Annotated in this window: 21 protein-coding genes; 11 read left to right on the plus strand and 10 right to left on the minus strand. The window is 69.2% G+C overall.

Translation table 11 applies throughout. The features are described from left to right. Positions 1-19: 19 nt before the first annotated feature. Positions 20-1,231, minus strand: coding sequence for a class I SAM-dependent methyltransferase (locus tag ACI7YT_RS18245; RefSeq protein ID WP_406247602.1), 1,212 nt, complete (start codon positions 1,229-1,231; stop codon positions 20-22). Between the two features lie 22 nt (positions 1,232-1,253). Further along, positions 1,254-1,592 carry an ArsR/SmtB family transcription factor gene (locus tag ACI7YT_RS18250; RefSeq protein WP_406247603.1) on the minus strand — a complete coding sequence of 113 codons (339 nt, stop codon included), beginning with the start codon at positions 1,590-1,592 and terminating at the stop codon, positions 1,254-1,256. A gap of 16 nt (positions 1,593-1,608) precedes the next feature. Between ACI7YT_RS18250 and ACI7YT_RS18255 the strand changes: the two genes are divergently transcribed. From ACI7YT_RS18255 to ACI7YT_RS18270, 4 genes are all read left to right on the plus strand, one after another. Next, positions 1,609-2,085, plus strand: a complete 477-nt coding sequence (locus tag ACI7YT_RS18255) for an SRPBCC domain-containing protein (protein WP_406247605.1) — start codon at positions 1,609-1,611, stop codon at positions 2,083-2,085. 127 nt (positions 2,086-2,212) lie between these two features. Next, positions 2,213-2,614: a GntR family transcriptional regulator gene (locus ACI7YT_RS18260; RefSeq protein WP_406247607.1), complete on the plus strand. Its 402-nt coding sequence runs from the start codon at positions 2,213-2,215 to the stop codon at positions 2,612-2,614. Continuing rightward, on the plus strand, positions 2,611-3,510 hold the full coding sequence (locus ACI7YT_RS18265; protein ID WP_406247609.1) for an ABC transporter ATP-binding protein: 900 nt from the start codon (positions 2,611-2,613) through the stop codon (positions 3,508-3,510). The genes ACI7YT_RS18260 and ACI7YT_RS18265 overlap by 4 nt, the downstream gene beginning before the upstream one ends. Then, positions 3,510-4,196: a hypothetical protein gene (locus tag ACI7YT_RS18270; protein WP_406247611.1), complete on the plus strand. Its 687-nt coding sequence runs from the start codon at positions 3,510-3,512 to the stop codon at positions 4,194-4,196. The genes ACI7YT_RS18265 and ACI7YT_RS18270 overlap by 1 nt, the downstream gene beginning before the upstream one ends. 45 nt (positions 4,197-4,241) lie before the next feature. Here ACI7YT_RS18270 and ACI7YT_RS18275 read toward each other — a convergent pair whose 3' ends face one another. Continuing rightward, positions 4,242-4,835 (minus strand): winged helix-turn-helix domain-containing protein, encoded by a 594-nt coding sequence (locus ACI7YT_RS18275; protein WP_406247613.1) that lies wholly within the window; start codon positions 4,833-4,835, stop codon positions 4,242-4,244. A gap of 74 nt (positions 4,836-4,909) precedes the next feature. On the opposite strand from ACI7YT_RS18275, the gene ACI7YT_RS18280 reads away from it, so the two are divergent. Beyond that, positions 4,910-6,232 carry an MFS transporter gene (locus ACI7YT_RS18280; RefSeq protein WP_406247614.1) on the plus strand — a complete coding sequence of 441 codons (1,323 nt, stop codon included), beginning with the start codon at positions 4,910-4,912 and terminating at the stop codon, positions 6,230-6,232. A gap of 48 nt (positions 6,233-6,280) precedes the next feature. On the opposite strand, the gene ACI7YT_RS18285 is transcribed toward ACI7YT_RS18280, so the two are convergent. Beyond that, positions 6,281-6,862 (minus strand): helix-turn-helix domain-containing protein, encoded by a 582-nt coding sequence (locus ACI7YT_RS18285; RefSeq protein ID WP_406247616.1) that lies wholly within the window; start codon positions 6,860-6,862, stop codon positions 6,281-6,283. A 72-nt stretch (positions 6,863-6,934) separates the two neighbouring features. Between ACI7YT_RS18285 and ACI7YT_RS18290 the strand changes: the two genes are divergently transcribed. After that, positions 6,935-8,302 carry an MFS transporter gene (locus ACI7YT_RS18290; protein ID WP_406247618.1) on the plus strand — a complete coding sequence of 456 codons (1,368 nt, stop codon included), beginning with the start codon at positions 6,935-6,937 and terminating at the stop codon, positions 8,300-8,302. A 47-nt stretch (positions 8,303-8,349) separates the two neighbouring features. Then, on the plus strand, positions 8,350-9,153 hold the full coding sequence (locus ACI7YT_RS18295) for a MerR family transcriptional regulator (protein WP_406247620.1): 804 nt from the start codon (positions 8,350-8,352) through the stop codon (positions 9,151-9,153). Positions 9,154-9,331: 178 nt separating this feature from the next. Here the strand turns inward: ACI7YT_RS18295 and ACI7YT_RS18300 are convergent, their stop codons facing one another. Beyond that, complete coding sequence (locus ACI7YT_RS18300) at positions 9,332-9,550, minus strand: SCO4848 family membrane protein (protein ID WP_406247622.1); 219 nt, start codon at positions 9,548-9,550, stop codon at positions 9,332-9,334. Between the two features lie 80 nt (positions 9,551-9,630). Here ACI7YT_RS18300 and ACI7YT_RS18305 point away from each other — a divergent pair, with 80 nt between their 5' ends. The 3 genes from ACI7YT_RS18305 to ACI7YT_RS18315 are packed head-to-tail and all read left to right on the plus strand — an operon-like array spanning position 9,631 to position 12,300. Beyond that, positions 9,631-10,230, plus strand: coding sequence for an RNA polymerase sigma factor (locus ACI7YT_RS18305; RefSeq protein ID WP_406247624.1), 600 nt, complete (start codon positions 9,631-9,633; stop codon positions 10,228-10,230). Beyond that, positions 10,227-10,667: a hypothetical protein gene (locus ACI7YT_RS18310; RefSeq protein ID WP_406247626.1), complete on the plus strand. Its 441-nt coding sequence runs from the start codon at positions 10,227-10,229 to the stop codon at positions 10,665-10,667. Before ACI7YT_RS18305 ends, ACI7YT_RS18310 begins: the two co-directional genes overlap by 4 nt. 49 nt (positions 10,668-10,716) lie before the next feature. Continuing rightward, a complete protein-coding gene (locus ACI7YT_RS18315; protein WP_406247628.1) occupies positions 10,717-12,300 on the plus strand; it encodes a S8 family peptidase in 1,584 nt (527 codons plus the stop codon). 7 nt (positions 12,301-12,307) lie between these two features. Here ACI7YT_RS18315 and ACI7YT_RS18320 read toward each other — a convergent pair whose 3' ends face one another. The 5 genes from ACI7YT_RS18320 to phnD are packed head-to-tail and all read right to left on the minus strand — an operon-like array spanning position 12,308 to position 16,253. Further along, positions 12,308-12,922, minus strand: a complete 615-nt coding sequence (locus ACI7YT_RS18320) for a TetR/AcrR family transcriptional regulator (RefSeq protein ID WP_406247630.1) — start codon at positions 12,920-12,922, stop codon at positions 12,308-12,310. Continuing rightward, the gene (locus tag ACI7YT_RS18325; RefSeq protein ID WP_406247632.1) at positions 12,919-13,680 is read right to left on the minus strand and encodes a tyrosine-protein phosphatase; all 762 of its coding nucleotides are present in this window, start codon (positions 13,678-13,680) and stop codon (positions 12,919-12,921) included. The genes ACI7YT_RS18320 and ACI7YT_RS18325 overlap by 4 nt, the downstream gene beginning before the upstream one ends. After that, positions 13,677-14,516 (minus strand): phosphonate ABC transporter, permease protein PhnE, encoded by an 840-nt coding sequence (phnE, locus tag ACI7YT_RS18330; RefSeq protein ID WP_406247634.1) that lies wholly within the window; start codon positions 14,514-14,516, stop codon positions 13,677-13,679. Before phnE ends, ACI7YT_RS18325 begins: the two co-directional genes overlap by 4 nt. Further along, positions 14,500-15,357 (minus strand): phosphonate ABC transporter ATP-binding protein, encoded by an 858-nt coding sequence (locus tag ACI7YT_RS18335; protein ID WP_406247635.1) that lies wholly within the window; start codon positions 15,355-15,357, stop codon positions 14,500-14,502. Before ACI7YT_RS18335 ends, phnE begins: the two co-directional genes overlap by 17 nt. Further along, entirely contained in the window at positions 15,354-16,253 is a 900-nt protein-coding gene (gene phnD / locus ACI7YT_RS18340; RefSeq protein WP_406247636.1) for a phosphate/phosphite/phosphonate ABC transporter substrate-binding protein, read from the minus strand. The genes ACI7YT_RS18335 and phnD overlap by 4 nt, the downstream gene beginning before the upstream one ends. A gap of 173 nt (positions 16,254-16,426) precedes the next feature. Here phnD and ACI7YT_RS18345 point away from each other — a divergent pair, with 173 nt between their 5' ends. Next, on the plus strand, positions 16,427-18,850 hold the full coding sequence (locus ACI7YT_RS18345) for a CHAT domain-containing protein (protein WP_406247638.1): 2,424 nt from the start codon (positions 16,427-16,429) through the stop codon (positions 18,848-18,850). The last annotated feature ends 51 nt before the right edge of the window (positions 18,851-18,901 follow it).

Raw genomic sequence — 18,901 nt, forward strand, 5'->3', positions numbered from 1 at the left:
ATGCAGTGGTGTATCGGATTCAGCGGCGGATGCTGCGGCTCACGGTGAACTTCGGCGTGCGATGCACCTGCTCGGTCGGGCCGACCAGACGCGTGAGTTCACCCCTGTACGCGAGCGTCGAGTTGTAGACCGTCCAGAGTTCGCCGCCCGACCTGAGAAGCCGAGCAGCCGCCTCGAACAGACGCGTCGCCGCTGCCGTATGCACGCTCGTCCCGAGGTGGAACGGCGGGTTGAGCAGCACTACATCGGCCGAAGCATCCGCCAGCTCCGACCCGGCGTCGTCGTGGGTGACCTCGACGCGCTCGGCGAGGCCGTTGGCGATCATGGTTCCCCGAGCGGATGCCGCGGCAGCAGCCGAGCGATCGGTCGCGATCACGTGGACGCCGGGGTGCGTGAGCGCGTACACGGCGGCGAGCGCGCCGGTGCCGCAGCCGAGGTCGACGACGACATCACCGGGCGGCACGCGGTCGAGCACATCGAGCAGCACCCGCGTGCCGATGTCGATGCGTGCACCGGCGAACGCGCCGCCGTGGGCGGCGAGGGTCAGTGCGCCGACGGTGCCGACGGAATCATGCGTCGCCTGCACCGGGAACGGCGGCGTCTCCGGTACATCACGCGGCTCCTCCGCGACGATCAGCCGTGACTTCCGCTCCGCCCGCTGCGGCTGCACACGCGCGAACGAACGCGCCAGCACGTCGTTCTGCGCGAGCGTCATGTGCTTGACCCGGCCGCCGGCCATCAGCACGACGTCATCCGCGGCCCACCGCGCCACGGCATCCGCGATCTCCTCGAGCTCGGCGAGCGCCTTCGGGAGCTGCAGCAGGACGAGCCGAGCGCCGGTCAGCAGCCCGGCATCCAGCTCGTGCGGGACGAATATCGTGCCGACTGCCGGATGACTCCCGGCACGTCCGGCCTCGGTGTTGGTCGACACGCGGTCGGCGTCCTGGTTTCGAGTCAATGCGAGCGCCGCTGCGTTGTGCACCAGCGCCCGACGACCGGTCGCGAGGTCCTGATGCACGCGGAGCCCTCCGAGTCCGGCATCCGCCAGGGCGAGCGTGATCGCACCGTATCCGTCACCGATCACGACGATCTCGGCACCGGTCAAGCCCCGGTCGGAGGCGACAGCGAGACCCCGCTCGACGAGCAGCAGATCGGTCGCGTCGTGGGCCTGCAGATTCGGCGCCTCGACGTCGGGGAAGCGCCGCAGGCGCTCATACGGGAACTCGGACACCACACCACCCTAGGCGTCGCCGCTATGCGTCCCGAGGCCCGGCATCCAGGTCCGCGAGCAGGTCGACCGCGGCGCGCGCGTACTCGCCGATCCAGCGGTCGTGGATGCGCTTGATCGGCAGCGGAGCGAGGGTCAGGTGGCGCTCTCTGCCGACCCTCCGCCCGATGACGAGCTCGGCCTGCTCGAGCACGCGGAGGTGCTGCAGCACGGTCGTCCGATCGATCTCGGGGAACTGCGCGCACAGGCCGCCCGTGGTGCAGGGCGCGGCGCGCAGCGCATCCAGCATCCGCCGCCGGACCGGCGCCGCCAGAGCCTTGAACACGAGGTCGTCGTCGGAAACTCTTCCCTCGCTCGAATTCATGTTGTAATCTTACAACATGTCAGCCACCGAAACGCTCACCGAACTGTCCTTTTCCGTGTCGGGCCGCGTGGCCCGACCGATCGCCGAGGTCTACGAGGCCGTCGCCGACCCCGCGCAGCTCTCGCGCTACTTCACCACCGGCGGCGCCCGCGGCCGGCTCGAGGCAGGCGCCGACGTCACGTGGGACTTCGCGGATTTCCCCGGTCGATTCCCCGTCACGGTGGTCGAGGCATCCGCTCCCGATCGGATCATCATCGAATGGGACGGCGACAATGCCGCAGACGGCGCTGCCCAGACCCGCACCACGTTCGAGTTCTCGTCGATCGACGATGGCGCCCGCACGCTCGTGACCATCACGGAGCAGTCCTGGCAGGCAACCGCCGATGGCGCGAAGTCGGCATTCGGCAACTGCGAGGGCTGGACCGGGATGCTCGCGGCCATGAAGGCGTGGCTCGAGCACGGCATCAACCTGCGCGAGGGCTTCTATCGCTGACGCGCGCACCGAGCATCACCCGAAGGGCCGGCACCGCAGGTGTCGGCCCTTCGGCATTCCTTGACAGGGGTCCAGGTTCTATGGTTACTTAGTCAAGTAAGTAACCAACAGACCAACCGGAGGCATCGTGATCGAAGAAGGCAAAGCGCTCTTCCTGCAGATCGCCGAGCAGATCGAGGACTCGATCGTCGACGGTTCGCTGGAAGAGGAGTCCAAGGCTCCGTCGACCAACGAGCTGGCCGCCTTCTACCGGATCAACCCCGCCACCGCAGCGAAAGGAGTCGCCATGCTCACCGACAAGGGCGTGCTGTACAAGCGCCGCGGCGTCGGCATGTTCGTCACCGCCGGCGCGCGCGATCAACTCCGCACCGAGCGCCGCGCCGCCTTCGCCGATCGCTACATCGACCCTCTCCTCGCCGAGGCCCGCACGCTCGGGCTCGGCGCGGAGGACCTGGCCGCGCTGCTGCGCGAGCGCGCGGCGGAATCCACCAACACAGGCACCACCACAGAAGGGAAGAACCCCGCATGACCGCCGTCATCGAGGTGCAGAACCTCTCCAAGCGCTACAAGGACAAGCGCGCACTCGACAACGTCTCGCTGTCGGTCGAGGGCGGCGCCATCTACGGCCTCCTCGGTCGCAACGGCGCCGGCAAGACCACGCTGATGTCGATCCTCACGGCCCAGAACTTCGAGTCGTCGGGAACCGTCAAGGTCTTCGGCGAGCACCCGTACGAGAACGCGCACGTCCTCAGCCGGATCTGCTTCGTCCGCGAGAGCCAGAAGTACCCGGACGACGCCTACCCCCGGCACGCCTTCAAAGCCGCGAGCCTGTTCTTCCAGAATTGGGACCAGGAGCTGGCCGACGACTTGATCACCGAGTTCCAGCTCCCGATGAAGACGACGATCAAGAAGCTCTCCCGCGGGCAGCTCTCCGCGGTCGGCGTGATCATCGGACTGGCTTCCCGGGCCGAGATCACCTTCTTCGACGAGCCGTACCTCGGGCTGGATGCCGTGGCAAGACAGATCTTCTACGACCGCCTGGTCGAGGATTACGCAGAGCACCCTCGGACGATCATCCTCTCCTCCCACCTCATCGACGAGGTCTCCAACCTCATCGAGAAGGTCATCGTCATCGACAACGGCCAGATTCTGCTGAACGAGGACACGGATGCCGTGCGCGACCGCGCGGTCACCGTCATCGGCGATGCGGAGAAGGTCGACGCCTGGGCCGCAGGGCGCGACCTCTTGCACCGCGAGGCGCTCGGACGGGTCGCCTCGGTGACCGTGCTCGGCGCCCTCACCGACGACGATCGCGTCAGCATCGCGGCATCCGGATTGGATCTCGCTCCGGTTTCGTTGCAGCAGCTCGTCGTCCGCCTCACCCAGAAAGCCGCCGCTGCATCCACCATGGAGGAGGTCCGCTGATGCGACGCACACTCAACGTCATCCGACTGCAGCTGATCAACAAGGGCACCTTCATCTGGTACCCGCTGGTGATCCTCGCCGCCGCGGTGGTCATCTCGGTCCTCATCTACGCGATGATCCCCGTCGATGAGCCCAAGTACGGCGGCGGCGGACAGGCCCCGCTGTGGTACTTCTTCGCCGTCGGCATGTCGGCGATGACTCTGACCTTCCCGTTCTCCCAGGCCATGAGCATCACCCGCCGCGAGTTCTTCCTCGGCACGATGCTCACCGCGATCCTCGCCAGCGCGCTCATGGGCGTGCTGTTCCTGATTGGCGGCGGGATCGAGACCCTCACCAACGGATACGGCGTCAACGGCTACGTGTTCTACCTGCCCTGGTTGTGGGAGGCGGGTCCGCTCGGCGCATTCGTCGTCTACTTCACCCTCGCCCTGTTCTTCTTCGTGGTCGGCTTCACCGGCGCGACGATCTTCAAGAGCTGGGGCCAGATGGTCCTCCTCATCGCGAGCTTCGCCGTCGTGCTCGTCCTCGTCGCGCTGGCGTTCCTCGTCACACGCCTCGATGCTTGGGGACAGGTCTGGGAGGGCATCCTGACGCTGGGCGCCGTCGGTCTCGCGCTCTGGGGCCTGGTCGTCGTCGCTGTGCTCTCGGTGATCTCGTTCCTCGCGTTCCGCAGGACGATCCCGTAAGGCGCGGGTTCTGATCTGAGGGGCGGATGCTGCGGCATCCGCCCCTCAGAGCGTGTCGTCCGCGGCGATGATGTCGAGGCTCCAGACGCGCGTCTCGGGGTCATCGGGATCGTGGGCGTCGCCGATCTCTCTGATGGCCTGCTGGATGCGACTCTCGAGCTCGGTGAACTCCGCCTCGTTCAGGCGGAGATTCGCCTGCGAGAACGTGCCGTGCACGACGGGGTCGCGGCCGGAGACGTACTCGGGCGCCCAGGCCATGACCTTCCGCAGCATCTCGAGATGATCGTCAGCGAGAGCATGCATCAGCGCTCCGCCCAGCTCCTCGTCGACGATCGGATGCTCAGGGGAACCGACGTTCCATGAGCCCTCGACGGACTTCCACACCCGATCGCGCTTGTCTCGGGCATGCTCAGGGGCCTCTTCGATGAGGCCGGCGGCGGCGAGAACACGCAGATGGAAGCTGATGCTGTTGGCCGGGATGCCGAGATCGGCGGCGAGGTCGGCCGCGCGTGCGTGACCGCGCCCCGCAACCGCCCTGGCGATGCGGCGGCGGAGCGGATGTGCGTAGGCCTTCATCATCGCCGTGGTCGCAGGCTTCGCGTCCGGATGCACCGGCTTCGCGTTCTTGTCTTCTGCCACTCTCGGATTCTATCCACACCAATCATTGCGCAATGACTGTTGCGCACCTACTGTTGCGCATCTATGCTCGATCCATGACCACCGTCACGCCGCACCGCCTGGTGCACAACGCCCGCTACCTCACCTGGCTGATCAGCGACACCGCCAAGGGACTGGCGTCTGCGCTGTTCGGGTTCGCGATCCCGCTCATCGCGCTGATCGTCACGAACGATCCGGCCCAGGCGGGCATCATCAGCGCGGTCGGCATGACGATCCGCACGATCACGACGGTGTTCGGCGGCGTGCTCGCCGACCGCCACCACCGGATCGTCATGATGATCATCGGCTCGGCCGCCGGCGTGGTGATCGCCGGTGCATTCACGGTGCTCGCGCTCACTGATGCGCTCACGTTCGCCACCCTGCTGCTGATCGACATCGCGCTGGCCGCTCGCACCGGGCTGTTCGACATCGCCGGCGAGAGCGCGCTGAAGGAGATCGTGCCGGACGACGCGATGGGCAGGGCGCAGGCCGCCAACCAGGGGCGCGACGCGGTGCTGCAGCTCGCCGGCGGACCGCTCGGCGGCGTGCTGCTCGCGGCTGGGGCCTGGTTGATCGGCGCGGCGATGGCCGTGTTCCATCTGATCGCGATGATGACGGCCTGGATGCTGCTGCGCACGGCGCCGAGGGCGGCACATCACGCGGCACCCGAGGTCGGAGACGCGGATGCCGCGGCATCCACGGGTCTCGTGGCGGCCGCCGTTGCGGTCGGAAAGCCGAACGCGCTGCGCGAAGTCGCCGAGGGATTCCGGTGGCTGTTCTCCCGCCCGGACCTGCGCGGGGTGCTGTTCGTGGCCACGATCGTGAACCTCGGGTTCAGCACCGCGCTGACCACGGTCATCTACGCACTGCAGCAGGCGGGCCACTCCACGATCACGATCGGCCTGCTCGCAACGGCCGGCGGTGTCGCCATGCTGCTCGGCGCGCTGGTCGCCCCGGTCCTGGTCTCGCGGATGCGGGCGAGCGTCGTCATCATCGGCGGGCTCGCCGTCGCGACGGTCGGGGTCTGCGGCATGATCCCGGCGCACGAGCCGTGGGCACTGATGGTGATGCTCGGGGTGACGGTGTTCTTCATCCCCGCCGTGAATGCCGCCCTGATGGGGTATTTCATGGTGGCGACGCCCACCGAGCTGCTCGGCAGGGCGAACAGCGCGTCTGCGGTCCTCGGCATGGGCGCCATGCCCCTCGCACCGTTGATCGCCGGATTCGGGCTGGCCGCGATCGGTCGCGAGAACACGCTCATCGCGGCATCCGTGCTGTGCGCGATCTCGGTCGTGCTGGCCGTCGCGAACCCCGGCCTGCGCGCGCTGCCGGCCGAGTCCGGTTGGACCGCTCACGCGCGCCAGTTCGAGGTGCGCTGACGCTCGAGCACACCTCAGTTCGAGTCAGGATGCCGCGGCATCCGTGATTCAGAGCGTGTCGTCGGCGGCGACGATATCGATCTGCCAGCCGCGCGCGTCGCCGGCGTCCTTGTCCCGCGTGCGCTCCGCCTCGAGGATCGCGCCGTTGAGCTTGTCCATCAGCGCCGAGTACTCCGCCTCGGTCAGGCGCAGGTTGCTCACGCTCAGGGTGCCGTGGTCGGCCGGATCCTGTGCGGCAACCGAGGTCGAATGCGCCACCAGGCGACGCACCAGCTCGAGATGATCCTCGGCCATGGCGGCGATCACAGCGTCGCTCAGCGCCATGTCGTCGGGGTCGGTCGTCGATGCCCTGATGCGCAGCGAGTCCTTGATCGGGGTCCACACGCGGTCGCGGCCATCCCTGGCCTGTTCCGGCGCCTCGACGATGAGGCCGGCATCCGCCAGCACCCGCAGGTGAAAGCTGATCTTGTTCGCCGGCTCCCCGAGGTCGCCCGCGATGTCGGCCGCCCGGACGAACTCGCGCTTGGTGAACACGCGCATGATGCGACGCCGCAACGGGTTGGCGAATGCCTTCAGCATCGCCGTCGTCATCGTCCGTTCAGCAGGGCCCCCGGTGTCCGTCTCAGCCATGTCCCCATTCTATCCAGTTTTATTTGCGCGATTTAACTTGCGCAAATAAACCTGCGGATCTATCGTGAGGACATGACCACTACCGCAGAGAAGCCCGCAGGGCTCTGGAGCAACACCCGCTACGTGCTCTGGTTGATCAGCGACACCAGCAAAGGCCTGGCGGCGGCGCTCGCCGGATTCGCCATTCCGCTCATCGCCCTCGCGGTCACGAACGACCCGGCGCAGGCCGGCATCATCGCGGGTGTGGGCATGGTCACGCGCCTTCTCACCACGCTGTACGGCGGCGTCCTCGCCGATCGGCACGGCCGCCTCGCGCTGATGCTTCTCGGCGCCGCCGTGGCCACGATCCTCGCAGCCGGATTCACGCTGCTCGCCTTCGCCGACGCACTGACGTTCGCCACGATCCTCGTCATCGAAGTGCTGCTGATGATCCACTCGGGGCTGTTCGATCCCGCAGGTGAGAGCGCACTGAAGGAGCTCGTCCCCGACGAGACGATGGGCAGAGCTCAGGCCGCGAACCAGGGTCGCGACGCGGCGCTGCGACTGGCAGGTGGGCCGCTCGGTGGTCTGCTGCTCGGCGTCGGCGCGTGGCTCGTCGGGGTCGCGATGACCCTCGCGTACGCACTGGCCGGCGCCACAGCGTGGGTGCTGCGGCGTTCCGCCCGACGAGCGAGCGTTGCCGATCGGTCGGCGGATGCCGCGGCATCCGGTGCGATGTCGGAGAACCGGGGCGAGATGTCCGCCGGACGGCGCGTCTCCACCGGACACGCCGATGCGGATGCCGATGATCCCGGTTCTCCGAACGCGTGGCACGAGATTCGCGACGGATTCGCGTGGCTGTTCTCGCGGCCCGACCTGCGGGGGGTCCTGCTGCTCACGACGATCATCAACCTCGGCTTCAACGCCGCCATGACCACGGTCGTCTACGGACTGCAGCAGTCAGGCCACTCCGAGCTCACGATCGGCTCGATGTCGGCAGGGCTCGGCGCGGTCATGCTCGTCGGCGCGCTCATCGCCCCGGTTCTCGTCCCGCGTGTCAAGGCGGGCACCCTGACGATCGCCGGGCTCCTCGCAGCCACGGTGGGCGCCGCGGTCGTCTCGATGCTCGAGAACCCGTGGTGGATCACGGCCGTACTGGGCGTGTCCGTCTTCCTGCTGCCCGCGCTGAACGCGTCGATGATGGGTTACTTCATGGTGGCCACGCCGACCGAACTGCTGGGCAGGGCGAACAGCGCCGCCGGAGTCCTCGGGATGGGGGCCATGCCGCTCGCCCCGCTCATCGCCGGCTTCGGGCTCACGCTCGTCGGCCGTCAGAACACGATCCTGTTCGCCGCGGCTCTGTGCGCGCTCTCTGTCGTGCTGGCCGTCACGAACCGGGGCCTGCGGGCGATCCCCGCAGAGTCAGGCTGGGCCGCCCACGCGCGACAGTTCGAGATCTGAACTGGGATGCTTGACTCTGACACCGTGTGAGGCGGGAGAACAGAAGCATGTTGTCCATCGGAGCGTTCGCGCAGATCGGCCAGGTGACCCACCGCCAGTTGCGGCACTGGGACACGGCCGGGCTGCTCGTGCCCGCCCACGTGGACGAGTTCAGCGGTTACCGCTCGTACGATCCGTCGCAGCTCGAGAAGCTGCACCGGATCGTCGCGCTGCGCCAGCTCGGGTTCGGTCTCGACGACATCGCCCTGATCCTCGAACAGGGAGTGGATGCCGAGCGCATCGGCGCCCTGCTGCGGATCCGCCGGGCCGAGGTCGAGCAGGAGCATCGGCTGGCGGCCGCACGGCTCGTCGACGTGGAACGGCGCCTCCACCTCATCGAAAGCGAGAATCAGATGTCCACCATCGAGATCATCGAGAAGCCCCTTCCCTCCGTCCGACTGGCGGCGCGTCGTGCGACCGCCGCGTCGCAGCCCGAGATCGCGGGCGTCGTCGGACCGGCCTTCGATGCGGTCGCCGAGATCATCGGCGACGAGAAGGGATCGCTGACCACACCCATCGCCCAGTACTCCGGCGCAGAGAACGGCACCGAGGTCATCGCCGGCTACGCGTACACCGGCCCAGCCCGCGACGGCTTCGAGGTCATCGACCTGCCCGCCGCGGACCTGGCGATCTGCGGCATCCATCTCGGATCGATGGACCGGATCGCCGTGAGCTGGCAGGAGATCCACACCGAGATCGTCGCGCGCGGCTTCGCGCCGTCCGGACCGTGCCGTGAGCTGTACGTGCGCGCCGTCTCGGACGATCAGTCCGACTGGGTCACCGAGCTGCAGCAGCCCGTCGTCCGCGCCTGACCCGGCCACCCCGGCATCCCGCCGTCAGCGCCGCGCCAATCCGGGGGCCGACACGCCACTTGTCGGACCGATTCGCGGCATCCGTCCGACATCTGGCGTGTCGGCCCCCAAAGTGGCACCGGACCAGAGAGCGCGCCGGACCCGAAATCGTGCCGGCCCGTCCGGTCGGATGCCGGGGCTACAGCGCCCCGACCAGAGCCGCCACACCGGCGATGGCGGAGACGAGAGCGAGCACGAGGGCGATCGCGATGAGCACGACGTGCACCTTCAGGAACGCGGTCGCCCTGCCCTCGGCATCCTTCGCACGCGGGTCCTGGGCGACCCGCTTGTAGAACCGCGGCCACACGATGACGTTGAAGGCGGCGTTGAGGAACAGGAGGATCGCGAGGGGAATCACCTCTCCACCGTATCCGGACGCAGTCCATGTATCAGAAAGCTCTTGCCCTGCTCCTGGTAGGTGTGAGCACAATGAGCACCATGACCGACGCCTCCCCCGAAGGCGCCGTCAGCGATGGGACCGCACGCTGGGAACGTGCGGCGGTCCTGTTCGCCGACTGGCGTGCCGGCGATGCGCGCGCCATGGACGAGCTGGTGCGCCTGATGACGCCCGTGCTCTGGCATGTCGTGCGCGCGTACGGACTCGAACGCACCCTCGCCGAGGACGTCGTCCAGACGACCTGGCTCGCACTCGTGCGCAGCCACGAGTCGGTCGACGATCCGCAGGCGATCTCAGGGTGGCTGACGGTCACCGCCCGACGCGAGGCGTGGCGGGTCGCGAAGCAGCACCGGATCGCCACGGCGACGGCCGACGAGGTGCTCGATCCGATGCTTCCGCACGAGCAGTCCACCGAGGAACACGTCGCCGACGCCGATGAAGCCGCCCGGCTCTGGACGGCCCTCGCTACACTCACCGACCGCTGTCAGCGGCTGCTGCGCGTCGTCGCCTTCGACGACCGACCCGACTACGCGAGGATCGCCGCCGACCTCGACATGCCGATCGGGAGCATCGGTCCGACCCGACAACGGTGCCTCGCCAAACTGCGCACGGCGCTGGTGGATGCCGGAGGTGCACGATGAGCGACGACGACCTGTTCACGGCCCTCCGCGCTGCGGCCGAACTCCACGACCCGGTGCCTGCGGATCTCGCCGACCGCATGGTCGCAGTCGTCGCGGTCGCCGACCTCTCCCGCGAGTACGCGCTGCTCACGCTGATGGAGGGCATCGAGTCGCCCGTCCGCGGGGACGCCGAGACCACGACGATGCAGTTCAGCGACGGGGCGGCCACGGTGCTGCTGCACATCAGCCGCGCCGAGAACGGCCGACGCCGCATCGACGGCTGGATCGACGCCGACGCCTCAGAGGTGCGGCTGTCCCAGGGCGAGCGCACCTGGACGACGCAGCCGGCCGAACACGGCCGCTTCGCGTTCGAGGATGTGCCGCCGGGGCTCTGCCGCGTGCAGGCCGTCACCGCAGGGGACGCCAAGGATCTGCTCACGCCTCAGTTCGAGGTGTGAGCTCCACGGGGGATGAACGCGGCGGCCCTGCCGCCGGGAGGGGACACGCATGGATCAGCCGAGGAACTGGACCTGGCAGGACAGAGCAGAGGGGTCGATCCCGCGGGGAACTGCGCTGGATCCGACCGTCGATCCGATCGACGACATCCGCGCGTATCCGACGGCCTATCTGCCGACCCGGATGCTGATCGCCGAGCGACTCGACGATGAGAACGGCGCGTACGAGCGTGACCGGCACGTGCTGCACGAAGCGGCCCGCTCGTTCGGCTGGCGGTTGCACATCGAGGACGAGGACCTCGTCCGCTCCGGCCTGCGCGCCGAGAGCCTGCCGGGCATCCCCGGTCTGCACCGCGCGTACATCACGACCCCCGATGAGCTCGAGGGCAGCGAGTCGCCGATCGCCCCCGACGCGTGGCGAGTGCTGCAGCGCGCGCGGAAGGCTGTCGGCGGACCGATGCCGCGCGCGAGTCTGGAGCATGTCCTGTCGATCGACCCCGTCGGGCTCAATCCGTTCACCCGATCCAACCCGTTCACACGATCCAACCCGTTCACGCGATCGAACCCGGTTCGCGGAGCGGGAGCGGTCGGTACCGACGACTACCTGGAACCAGGGCGAGGCGGACGCCAGCCCATCGCCTGGGTGGGCCCGGGTCCGGTGCGCGGCTCGCACCCGAAGAAGGGCGGTCGTCGTGCGGTGATCGCCGTGCTCGACACCGGCTGCGGCATCCACGACTGGCTTCCCGATTCGATCGTCACGCGCAGTCTCACGCTCGACGGCGAGCCGATCGGCCTCATCGGAGACGACGACCCCGAGCGGTTCCCGGATCTATACGGCCAACTCGACGGCGAGATCGATGCCGTCGCCGGCCACGGCACGTTCATCGCCGGCATCCTGCGGCAGACCGCGCCTGACGCCGATATCGTGTCGATCCGCGTGGCCGGTTCGCTCGGCGTCGTGGACGAGAGCGTGTTCCTCGCCTCCCTGGCCGCCGTGATCGAGCTGCACCGGCGGTGGGTCGCCGGCGAGTCGGGCGGACATCCGATCGACGTCCTCAACCTCTCACTCGGGTACTACCACGAGACCCCGACCGACGGTCTCTTCTCGCTGACCCTGTACGACCTGCTGCGCACGGCGCGCGAGACAGGGATGGTCGTCGTCTGCTCCGCGGGCAACGACGCGGTCGACCGCCCGGCCTTCCCCGCATCGCTGTGGGCATGGCCGGGCACCGACAACGGCCTGCACGACGACAAGGGCGTGCCGCACGTCTCGGTCGGCGCGCTGAACCCGTCGCTGCGGTCGCTCGCACTGTTCTCGAACGTCGGACCGTGGGTGCGCACCTACGCGCCCGGCGCCGCGGTCGTCTCGACGACGCCCGCGTTCACCGGCGGCTCGCAGGCGGCCACCCGGGCCGATTTCGAGGGCTTCGACCGGCAGACCGTCGACCCGGATGACTACCGCGGCGGCTTCGCGGCATGGAGCGGCACGTCGTTCGCCGCCCCGTACGTAGCGGGCCGGATCGCAGCGGCGCTCGCCCCATCCCTCAACAGCGCGACGAAGGTGCCGAGGGCGGGGGTCGATGCCGCAGTGGATGCCGTACTCGCCACTCTGCCTCCGGACGCGCCGCTGTCCTGAGCGGACATCACGCCTGCATGCCGCGCCAGACCACCTCGAACGCGGCATGCAGGCGCTCGCGTGCTCCGGGAGAGTCCATCCCGTCCCCGCGGACGACGAGTTGATAATAGGCCGCGCCGGCGAGGGCGTCGAAGCATGCCTCGACATCGAGGTCGGCCCGCAGGACGCCGCGCTCGATGCCCGCTCGGAACGCGTTCTCGAGCGGCACCCGGCGACGGGAGACATGCGAGTTCCAATACGCCTTCTGCAGCGCGCGGTCCCCCATCACGAGCCGGATGCGCTGACGGAACCGGGCCTCGGAGTAGCCCGCGGCGGTCACCGATGTCGGAGCACCCAGCAGCGTGGCGAAGACCGTCTCCCGGAGATCGCCGTCGGTCGGCACCGCAGGCGGAACCGTGCGACCGACATCCAGCGCTGCGGCGATGAGCGCCGTCAGCGACGGCCAGCGTCGGTAGAGCGCCGCGCGGCTCACACCGCTGCGCGCGACGACGCGCGAGACGGTGACGTCCTCTTCAGCATCGATCAGCGCGAGCGTCGCGGCGATGATCTGTCCGTCGATGTCCTCGTCCCGTGGGCGGCCGGGTCCACGGCGCACCGCGGACCCGGCCTCCGCCGTCGTCATGCGCCCAGCGCGCGCTCGCGCAGGCGCGCCTCCGTGTTTGCGCTGAGCCCGGCGGCCCGCAGCGGAGCGAGGGCGTCGCCGTGCCGGTCGCGCAGCGTCTGCAGCAGCATCCGCATCGACACCTCCATCGACCCCTCCAGCAGAGCCGTCGTCTCGTCGCGCGTCGACACGTCGATGCCGAGCGCCCGCCACATCGCGCCCATCACGGGTTCGCTGCGGCGCATGATCTCGCGCATGTTGTCGCCGGTGAGGGCGTAATCGGCGACGATGTCGTCGTCGCTCGCGCCGAGGACCAGCAGCAGCATCGCGGCGAGGACGCCGGTACGATCCCGGCCGGCCGCGCAGTGGAATGCCGCAGCCCCCGGCGTGTAGGCGATGATGTTCAGCGCGGTGACCAGCTGCGGGGCCGCGACCTCGACCATCCCGACGTACATCTCGCCCATCGACTCGTGGCTGAACTGCGGCCGGCCGTCCTTCATCGACTGGCCGACATCCGCGATCAGAGGCAGGTGGTGATACGAGACCGAGTAGTCGGCGAGCGGTCCGCGGCCGGTGGTCGTCACCTCGAGCGGGGACCGCAGATCGATGATCGCGGTCAGTCCGTTCGCGACGAGATCTGACGCCACCTCCGGCGTGACGTACGCGAGGTCATCCGTGCGGATCGCGACTCCCTCGCGCAGCACGCCGCCGTCGATCGGGATGCCGCCGAGGTCGCGCAGATTCACCGGGGCGCTGAGGGTGAGTTCGATCGTGGTCATGTGATTCTCCTTCGGATGAGGGCGCTGCCCTGGTCGATCGCCGTGACGAGCACGATGATGCAGATGATGATGGCGCTGAGATGTCCGTAGTCGTACATCCGCATCGCTGTGGTGAGCTCGAGGCCGATGCCGCCGGCGCCGACGAGTCCGAGGATCGTCGCACCTCGCACGTTCCCCTCGAACAGCAGCAGTGTGTAGGACACCAGCAGGGGCGCGGCCTGGGGCAGGATGCCGTACTGGATGATCTGCCGCTTCGAGGCGCCGACCGCCTGCATCGCCACGATCGGTCCGTTGTCGACGGACTCCATCGCCTCGGCGAAGATCTTCCCGATCGATCCGAGCGAACCCAGGGTCATGGCCAGGATGCCGGCGAACGGCCCGAGCCCCACCGCCGAGACGAACATCAGCGCGAAGACGAGATCCGGCACCGAGCGGATGATGTTCATGACCCACCGCGACGGGTAATAGAGCCACTTCGGCGCGATGTTCGACGAGGCTCCGAACGCGACGATCAGCGACAGCACGGCGCCGAGCACCGTGGCGATGATCGCCATCTGCAGGGTCTCGACCAGAAGCGCGAGGATCGTGCCGATGTCGGAGAAGTCCGGCGGGAACAGCCGCGACATGAACTCCGCCATGTTGACGGTGCCTTCGGCGAGCGCCGTGAAGTCGAATCCGACGCCGCTGGCCGACCACAGCAGGATCCCGATGGCCACCGGGATCCCGATGAGGAAGCGGGTCCGCGGAATCCGGAAGGCCCGCTCGAGCCGGTCGCGCTCGGCGTCAGAGAGCTGCGGCGTCTCTCGCCGCGAACGCGGTTCAGCGGTCGTCGTCATCGTCGTCCTCCTCGTCGTAGAGCACCGACAGCGCGTCGGCGTCGAGATCGGCTGTCGCGCCGGACACGAGCATCTCGCCGTGTCGGAGCCCGACGATGCGGTCGCTGTGCTCGAGCGCGAGCGGCAGCACGTGCAGGCTCACCAGCACCGGGATTCCGTCCTCGCTGGCGATCTCGCGCAGCAGACGCAGCACGGATCCGGCGAGCTTGGGGTCGAGCGACGCCACTGGCTCGTCGGCGAGGATCACACGCGGCTGCTGCATGAGCGCCCGAGCGATCGCGACGCGCTGCTGCTGTCCGCCGGAGAGCGCGCGGGCGGGTTCGGTGGCCTTGTGCGCGATGCCGACCCGGTCGAGCAGCTCCAGCGCTCGCGTGCGCTGCTCGCGGGAGAATCCGCCGACGAGGTTGATCGCACCAGCACCGTGCAGGCCACCGGTGAGCACGTTCGTCAGCACGCTGAGCCGAGGGATCAGGTTGAACTGCTGGAACACCTGACCGACCTCGCTGCGCAGCGTCCGCAGCTCGCCGCCGGCGAGGTTCGTGACGTCGTGTCCGGCGACCCGCACGGATCCGCCGGAGATCGGCGCGAAGCCGGTGAGGCTCTTCATGAGCGTCGACTTTCCCGACCCGGAAGCCCCGAGCAGAGCGACCGTCTCGCCAGGGAAGAGATCGAGATCGACGCCGTCGAGCACCGGCTTCGCACTCTTCTCGTACGAAACCCTCAGATCGCGCACGGTCACGAGCGGCAGCGCCTGCCGCAGCTCTGCCGTCGTCACGGGGACGTCCGAGGCCTGGCGAGCGGATGCCGCGGCATCCGCACCTCGCTTCGTCGCGGTGCTCATTCCAGGTCCTCGAGCTCGACGCCGGCGACCGAGGCGATCTCGGCGAAGGACGAGAAGATGCCGGGGTCCGGGGCGATCTCGACCTCGAGACCGATGAAGGAGCTGTAAGCGGCGAGCGCCTCGGCGTTCTCCTCGGAGAAGACCTTCGGCAGTGCCTCTTCCAGTTGCGTGCGGGTCTCGTCGTCCAGCGATTGCCGGGAGAGCACTGTGCCCATGACGTCCATGGCCGGGCTCTCGCCGACACCGCGCCACTCGCCATCGGCGAACGGGAACATCGGCGCCCCGAGCTCGGTCAGCATGATCGCTGTGCACGCGGCATCCACCTGGCCCTGCTCGAGCGCGGCGAAGCTGCCCTCGTGTCCGCCGGCGAAGATCGCCTCGTAGTCTTCGCCCTGCTCCAGCCCCACCTCGTGCAGCATGTAGACCGGCATGAAGTAGCCGGAACTGGAGGCCTGGTCGGCGAAGGCGACGGTCTTGCCCTCGAGGTCTTCCAGCTTCTGGATCGGGGAGTCCTCCAGGACGACGCAGGTCGAGACGGGATCCTCGGACCCCTTCCAGGCGAGCAGTGCGTCGACCTCTCCGGTGTTGACGGCGAGTGCGGACGGGAAGCCGCTCATGATCCCGATGTCGACGTGGTCGTTGCGGATCGCCTCGACGACGCTGAGGTAGTCGGGCACATCGGTGACCTCGACCTCGCGACCGGTCTCGGCCTCGAGCAGTTCGACGAGGGCCTCGATGGGGTTCTCCTGCGTCGGGTCGTCCGACGCAGGCAGGGTGGCGATCGTGATCGGCGCGTCGGCGGCGGGAGCGGCGCCCGCCTCCGGAGACTGGCAACCGGTCAGGGCGAGTGCAGCAATACCGAGCATGCCCACCGCAGAGAGGGTGTAACGGCGCATGGCGGAACCTTTCGGATGAGGGGGAATTGCGAGAACACCTGTATTCGAACTCGTGGAGGTGTCCGGCAATTACGAGACCGCCGTACTTGAAACCGAACGTCGGGTGAACGATCGGCGACGCCCCGCGATGTCATCCGCTCGCGGGGGCGGCAGGAACACGGCATCCTGGTCGAATGGGGAAATCGGCGCGGGAATTGTGGGCGCGGGGGCGCGTCGCCATTGACGCGCAACGCTTCGCCGAGGCCCGTCGACTGTTCGCACGCGCCTCGGCCCATCCGGACGCGGATGCCGATCTGCAGGCCCGCATCGACGGCAGCCTCTCGTACGTCCTCGCTCAGACCGGCGATCCGGCCGGCGGCGAAGCACTCGTCCGACAAGCCCTCGCGCGCGAGGGGCTCAGCCAGGAGACGACGGCCATCCTCGCGGGACAGCTCGGGGTGATCTGCACGAGGGCCGGCCGATTGGACGAGGCCGAGGCATTGCTGACCCGCGCCGTCGACGGGCTCTCCGGGGTCGCGCTGGCGAACTGTCTGATGAACCGCTCGCTCGTGCACATGCAGCGTCGAGAACTCGCCTCCGGCCAGGCCGATCTGCAGCGGGCCACCGAGATCTACGAGTCGGCGGGCGAATCGGCCGCCGCGGCCGAAGCCCGCCACAACCTCGGCTACGCCGCGCTGCTCGCGGGCGACCTGCTCACCGCCCTCGACCTGATGGCGCGCTCGCGCCCCGTCATCGCCGCCGAGTCCGACGTCAGCGCGGCCATGAGCGACCTGGACCGCGCGGAGGTGCTGCGCGACGCCGGTCTCGTCGATGAGGCCGAGCACCTTCTCGAGTCCGTGGCCGTGATCTTCGGTGCGGCGAAGATGCGCCAGGCCAGGGCTGAGGCGGAGTTCCACCTCGCGCGGTCGCTGCTGCAGCACGACCCGTCACGTGCCGCGAAGGTCGCCGGGGCGGCTGCTCGACGGTTCCGCGCCCTCGGCAGCGACAGTTGGGCGGCGCGCAGCGCCGCCGTGCGGCTCGACGCGCTGGTCGCCACCGGATCGCCGCCGCCCGCCGCCGAGTTCGCCGAGGCGGCGTCCGCGTTGAAGGCGGCCGGATTCCCGACGGAGGCCACCGCGGTGCGACTGACCGCCGCCGTGGCGGCCGCGCACAGCGCACGGACGCCGATGCCGCTGCCTCGTCTCCCCCGACAGGCGCCCACCCCGCTGAAGCTGCGCGCCGCCGAAGCGCGAGCGGCTCGGTCACAGGGCGCCGCCGCCCGCCGACACGTCGCGGGCGGGCTGGATCTGCTTTCGGACTGGCAGCGCTCGTTCGGCGCGCTCGACCTGCAGGCGTCCGTCGCGATGCACGGGACGAACCTCATCTTCCAGGGGCTGCGTTCGGCGGCCGAGAGCGGCGACCCGAGCATCCTGTTCGACTGGTCGGAACGCGCCAGGCATCTCAGCCAGCAGGTCGTACCCGTTCGTCCGCCGCACGATCCGGAGCTCGCCGCCGACCTCGCAGAGCTGCGGATGCTGCGCGCCGAACTGACCGGCAGCGAATGGACGACCCACCCTCAGGTGCGGGCGCTGCGAGACCGGGTCCGCGAGCGCCAGTGGACGGCCACGGGCGCGGGCGACACACGGCGCAGGGTCGGCATCGACGAGGTGCGTGCGGTTCTCGATCCGGGAACCGCTGTGCTGTCGTACGTCTTCACCGGCAGCGAGCTGCTGTGCGTGATCGCCACGCCGCATGATGCCCGCATCGTCCGGCTGAACTGGGACGACGTGGCACGCGCGACCACAGGTCTGCGCGCGGATCTCGATGTCGCTGCGGCGGTGCGCTCCGGCCCGATGGCGGCGGTCGTGGCCGGCGCGCTGGACGAGCGGATGCGTGCGCTCGGCGCCGCTCTGCTCGCGCCGGCACTCGCGGCGACGGAGGATGCGTCGCGTCTCGTCCTCACGGTTCCCGGCGCCCTCGGCGGCATCCCGTGGGGCATGCTTCCGCAGATGGCGGGGATCCCGTTCGTGCTCGCGCCCTCGGTGTCTCGCTGGTTCGACGACCGCGGTGCCCCGCGTCGCGCGGCATCCGCGGGGTTCGCCGCCGGCCCGCGCGTCCCGCGTGCGGAGGAGGAGACGCGCGCCGCGGCATCCGCCTGGCCGAACGCCACCCTGCTGACCGGCCAGGATGCGCGGGTGGATGCCGTGACCGCGCTCGCCGACCGCGTCGACGTCCTGCACATCGCCGCGCACGGCAGGCACACCGTCGACAACCCGCTCTTCGCCGGGTTCGAGCTGCACGACGGGACCCTGTTCGGGTACGACGTGGACCTCATCCCCCGCGTCCCCGACACCGTCGTGCTGTCGGCCTGCGAGCTCGGCCGATCCTCCGTGCGGTGGGGCGAGGAGGCCCTGGGGATGACACGGGTCTGGCTGCACGCCGGCACCCGAGCGGTGATCGCCGCGCCGACGGTGGTCGCCGACGACGTGGCGAGTGAGCTGCTCGCCGCCGTGCATGCGGGGCTCAGTGCGGGCGACGACCCCGCGGTCGCCCTGGCGGCGGCATCCGATGCGACGGGTCTGCGAACCCCGTTCCAGGTGCACGGCACCGCGCTCTGACCTGGTGCCCGGTGCCCGGTCGAGCAGGCCGGGAAAGAATTTCTCGATTCG

The sequence above is a fragment of the Microbacterium sp. M genome (assembly GCF_045181065.1).
GTDB lineage: Bacteria > Actinomycetota > Actinomycetes > Actinomycetales > Microbacteriaceae > Microbacterium.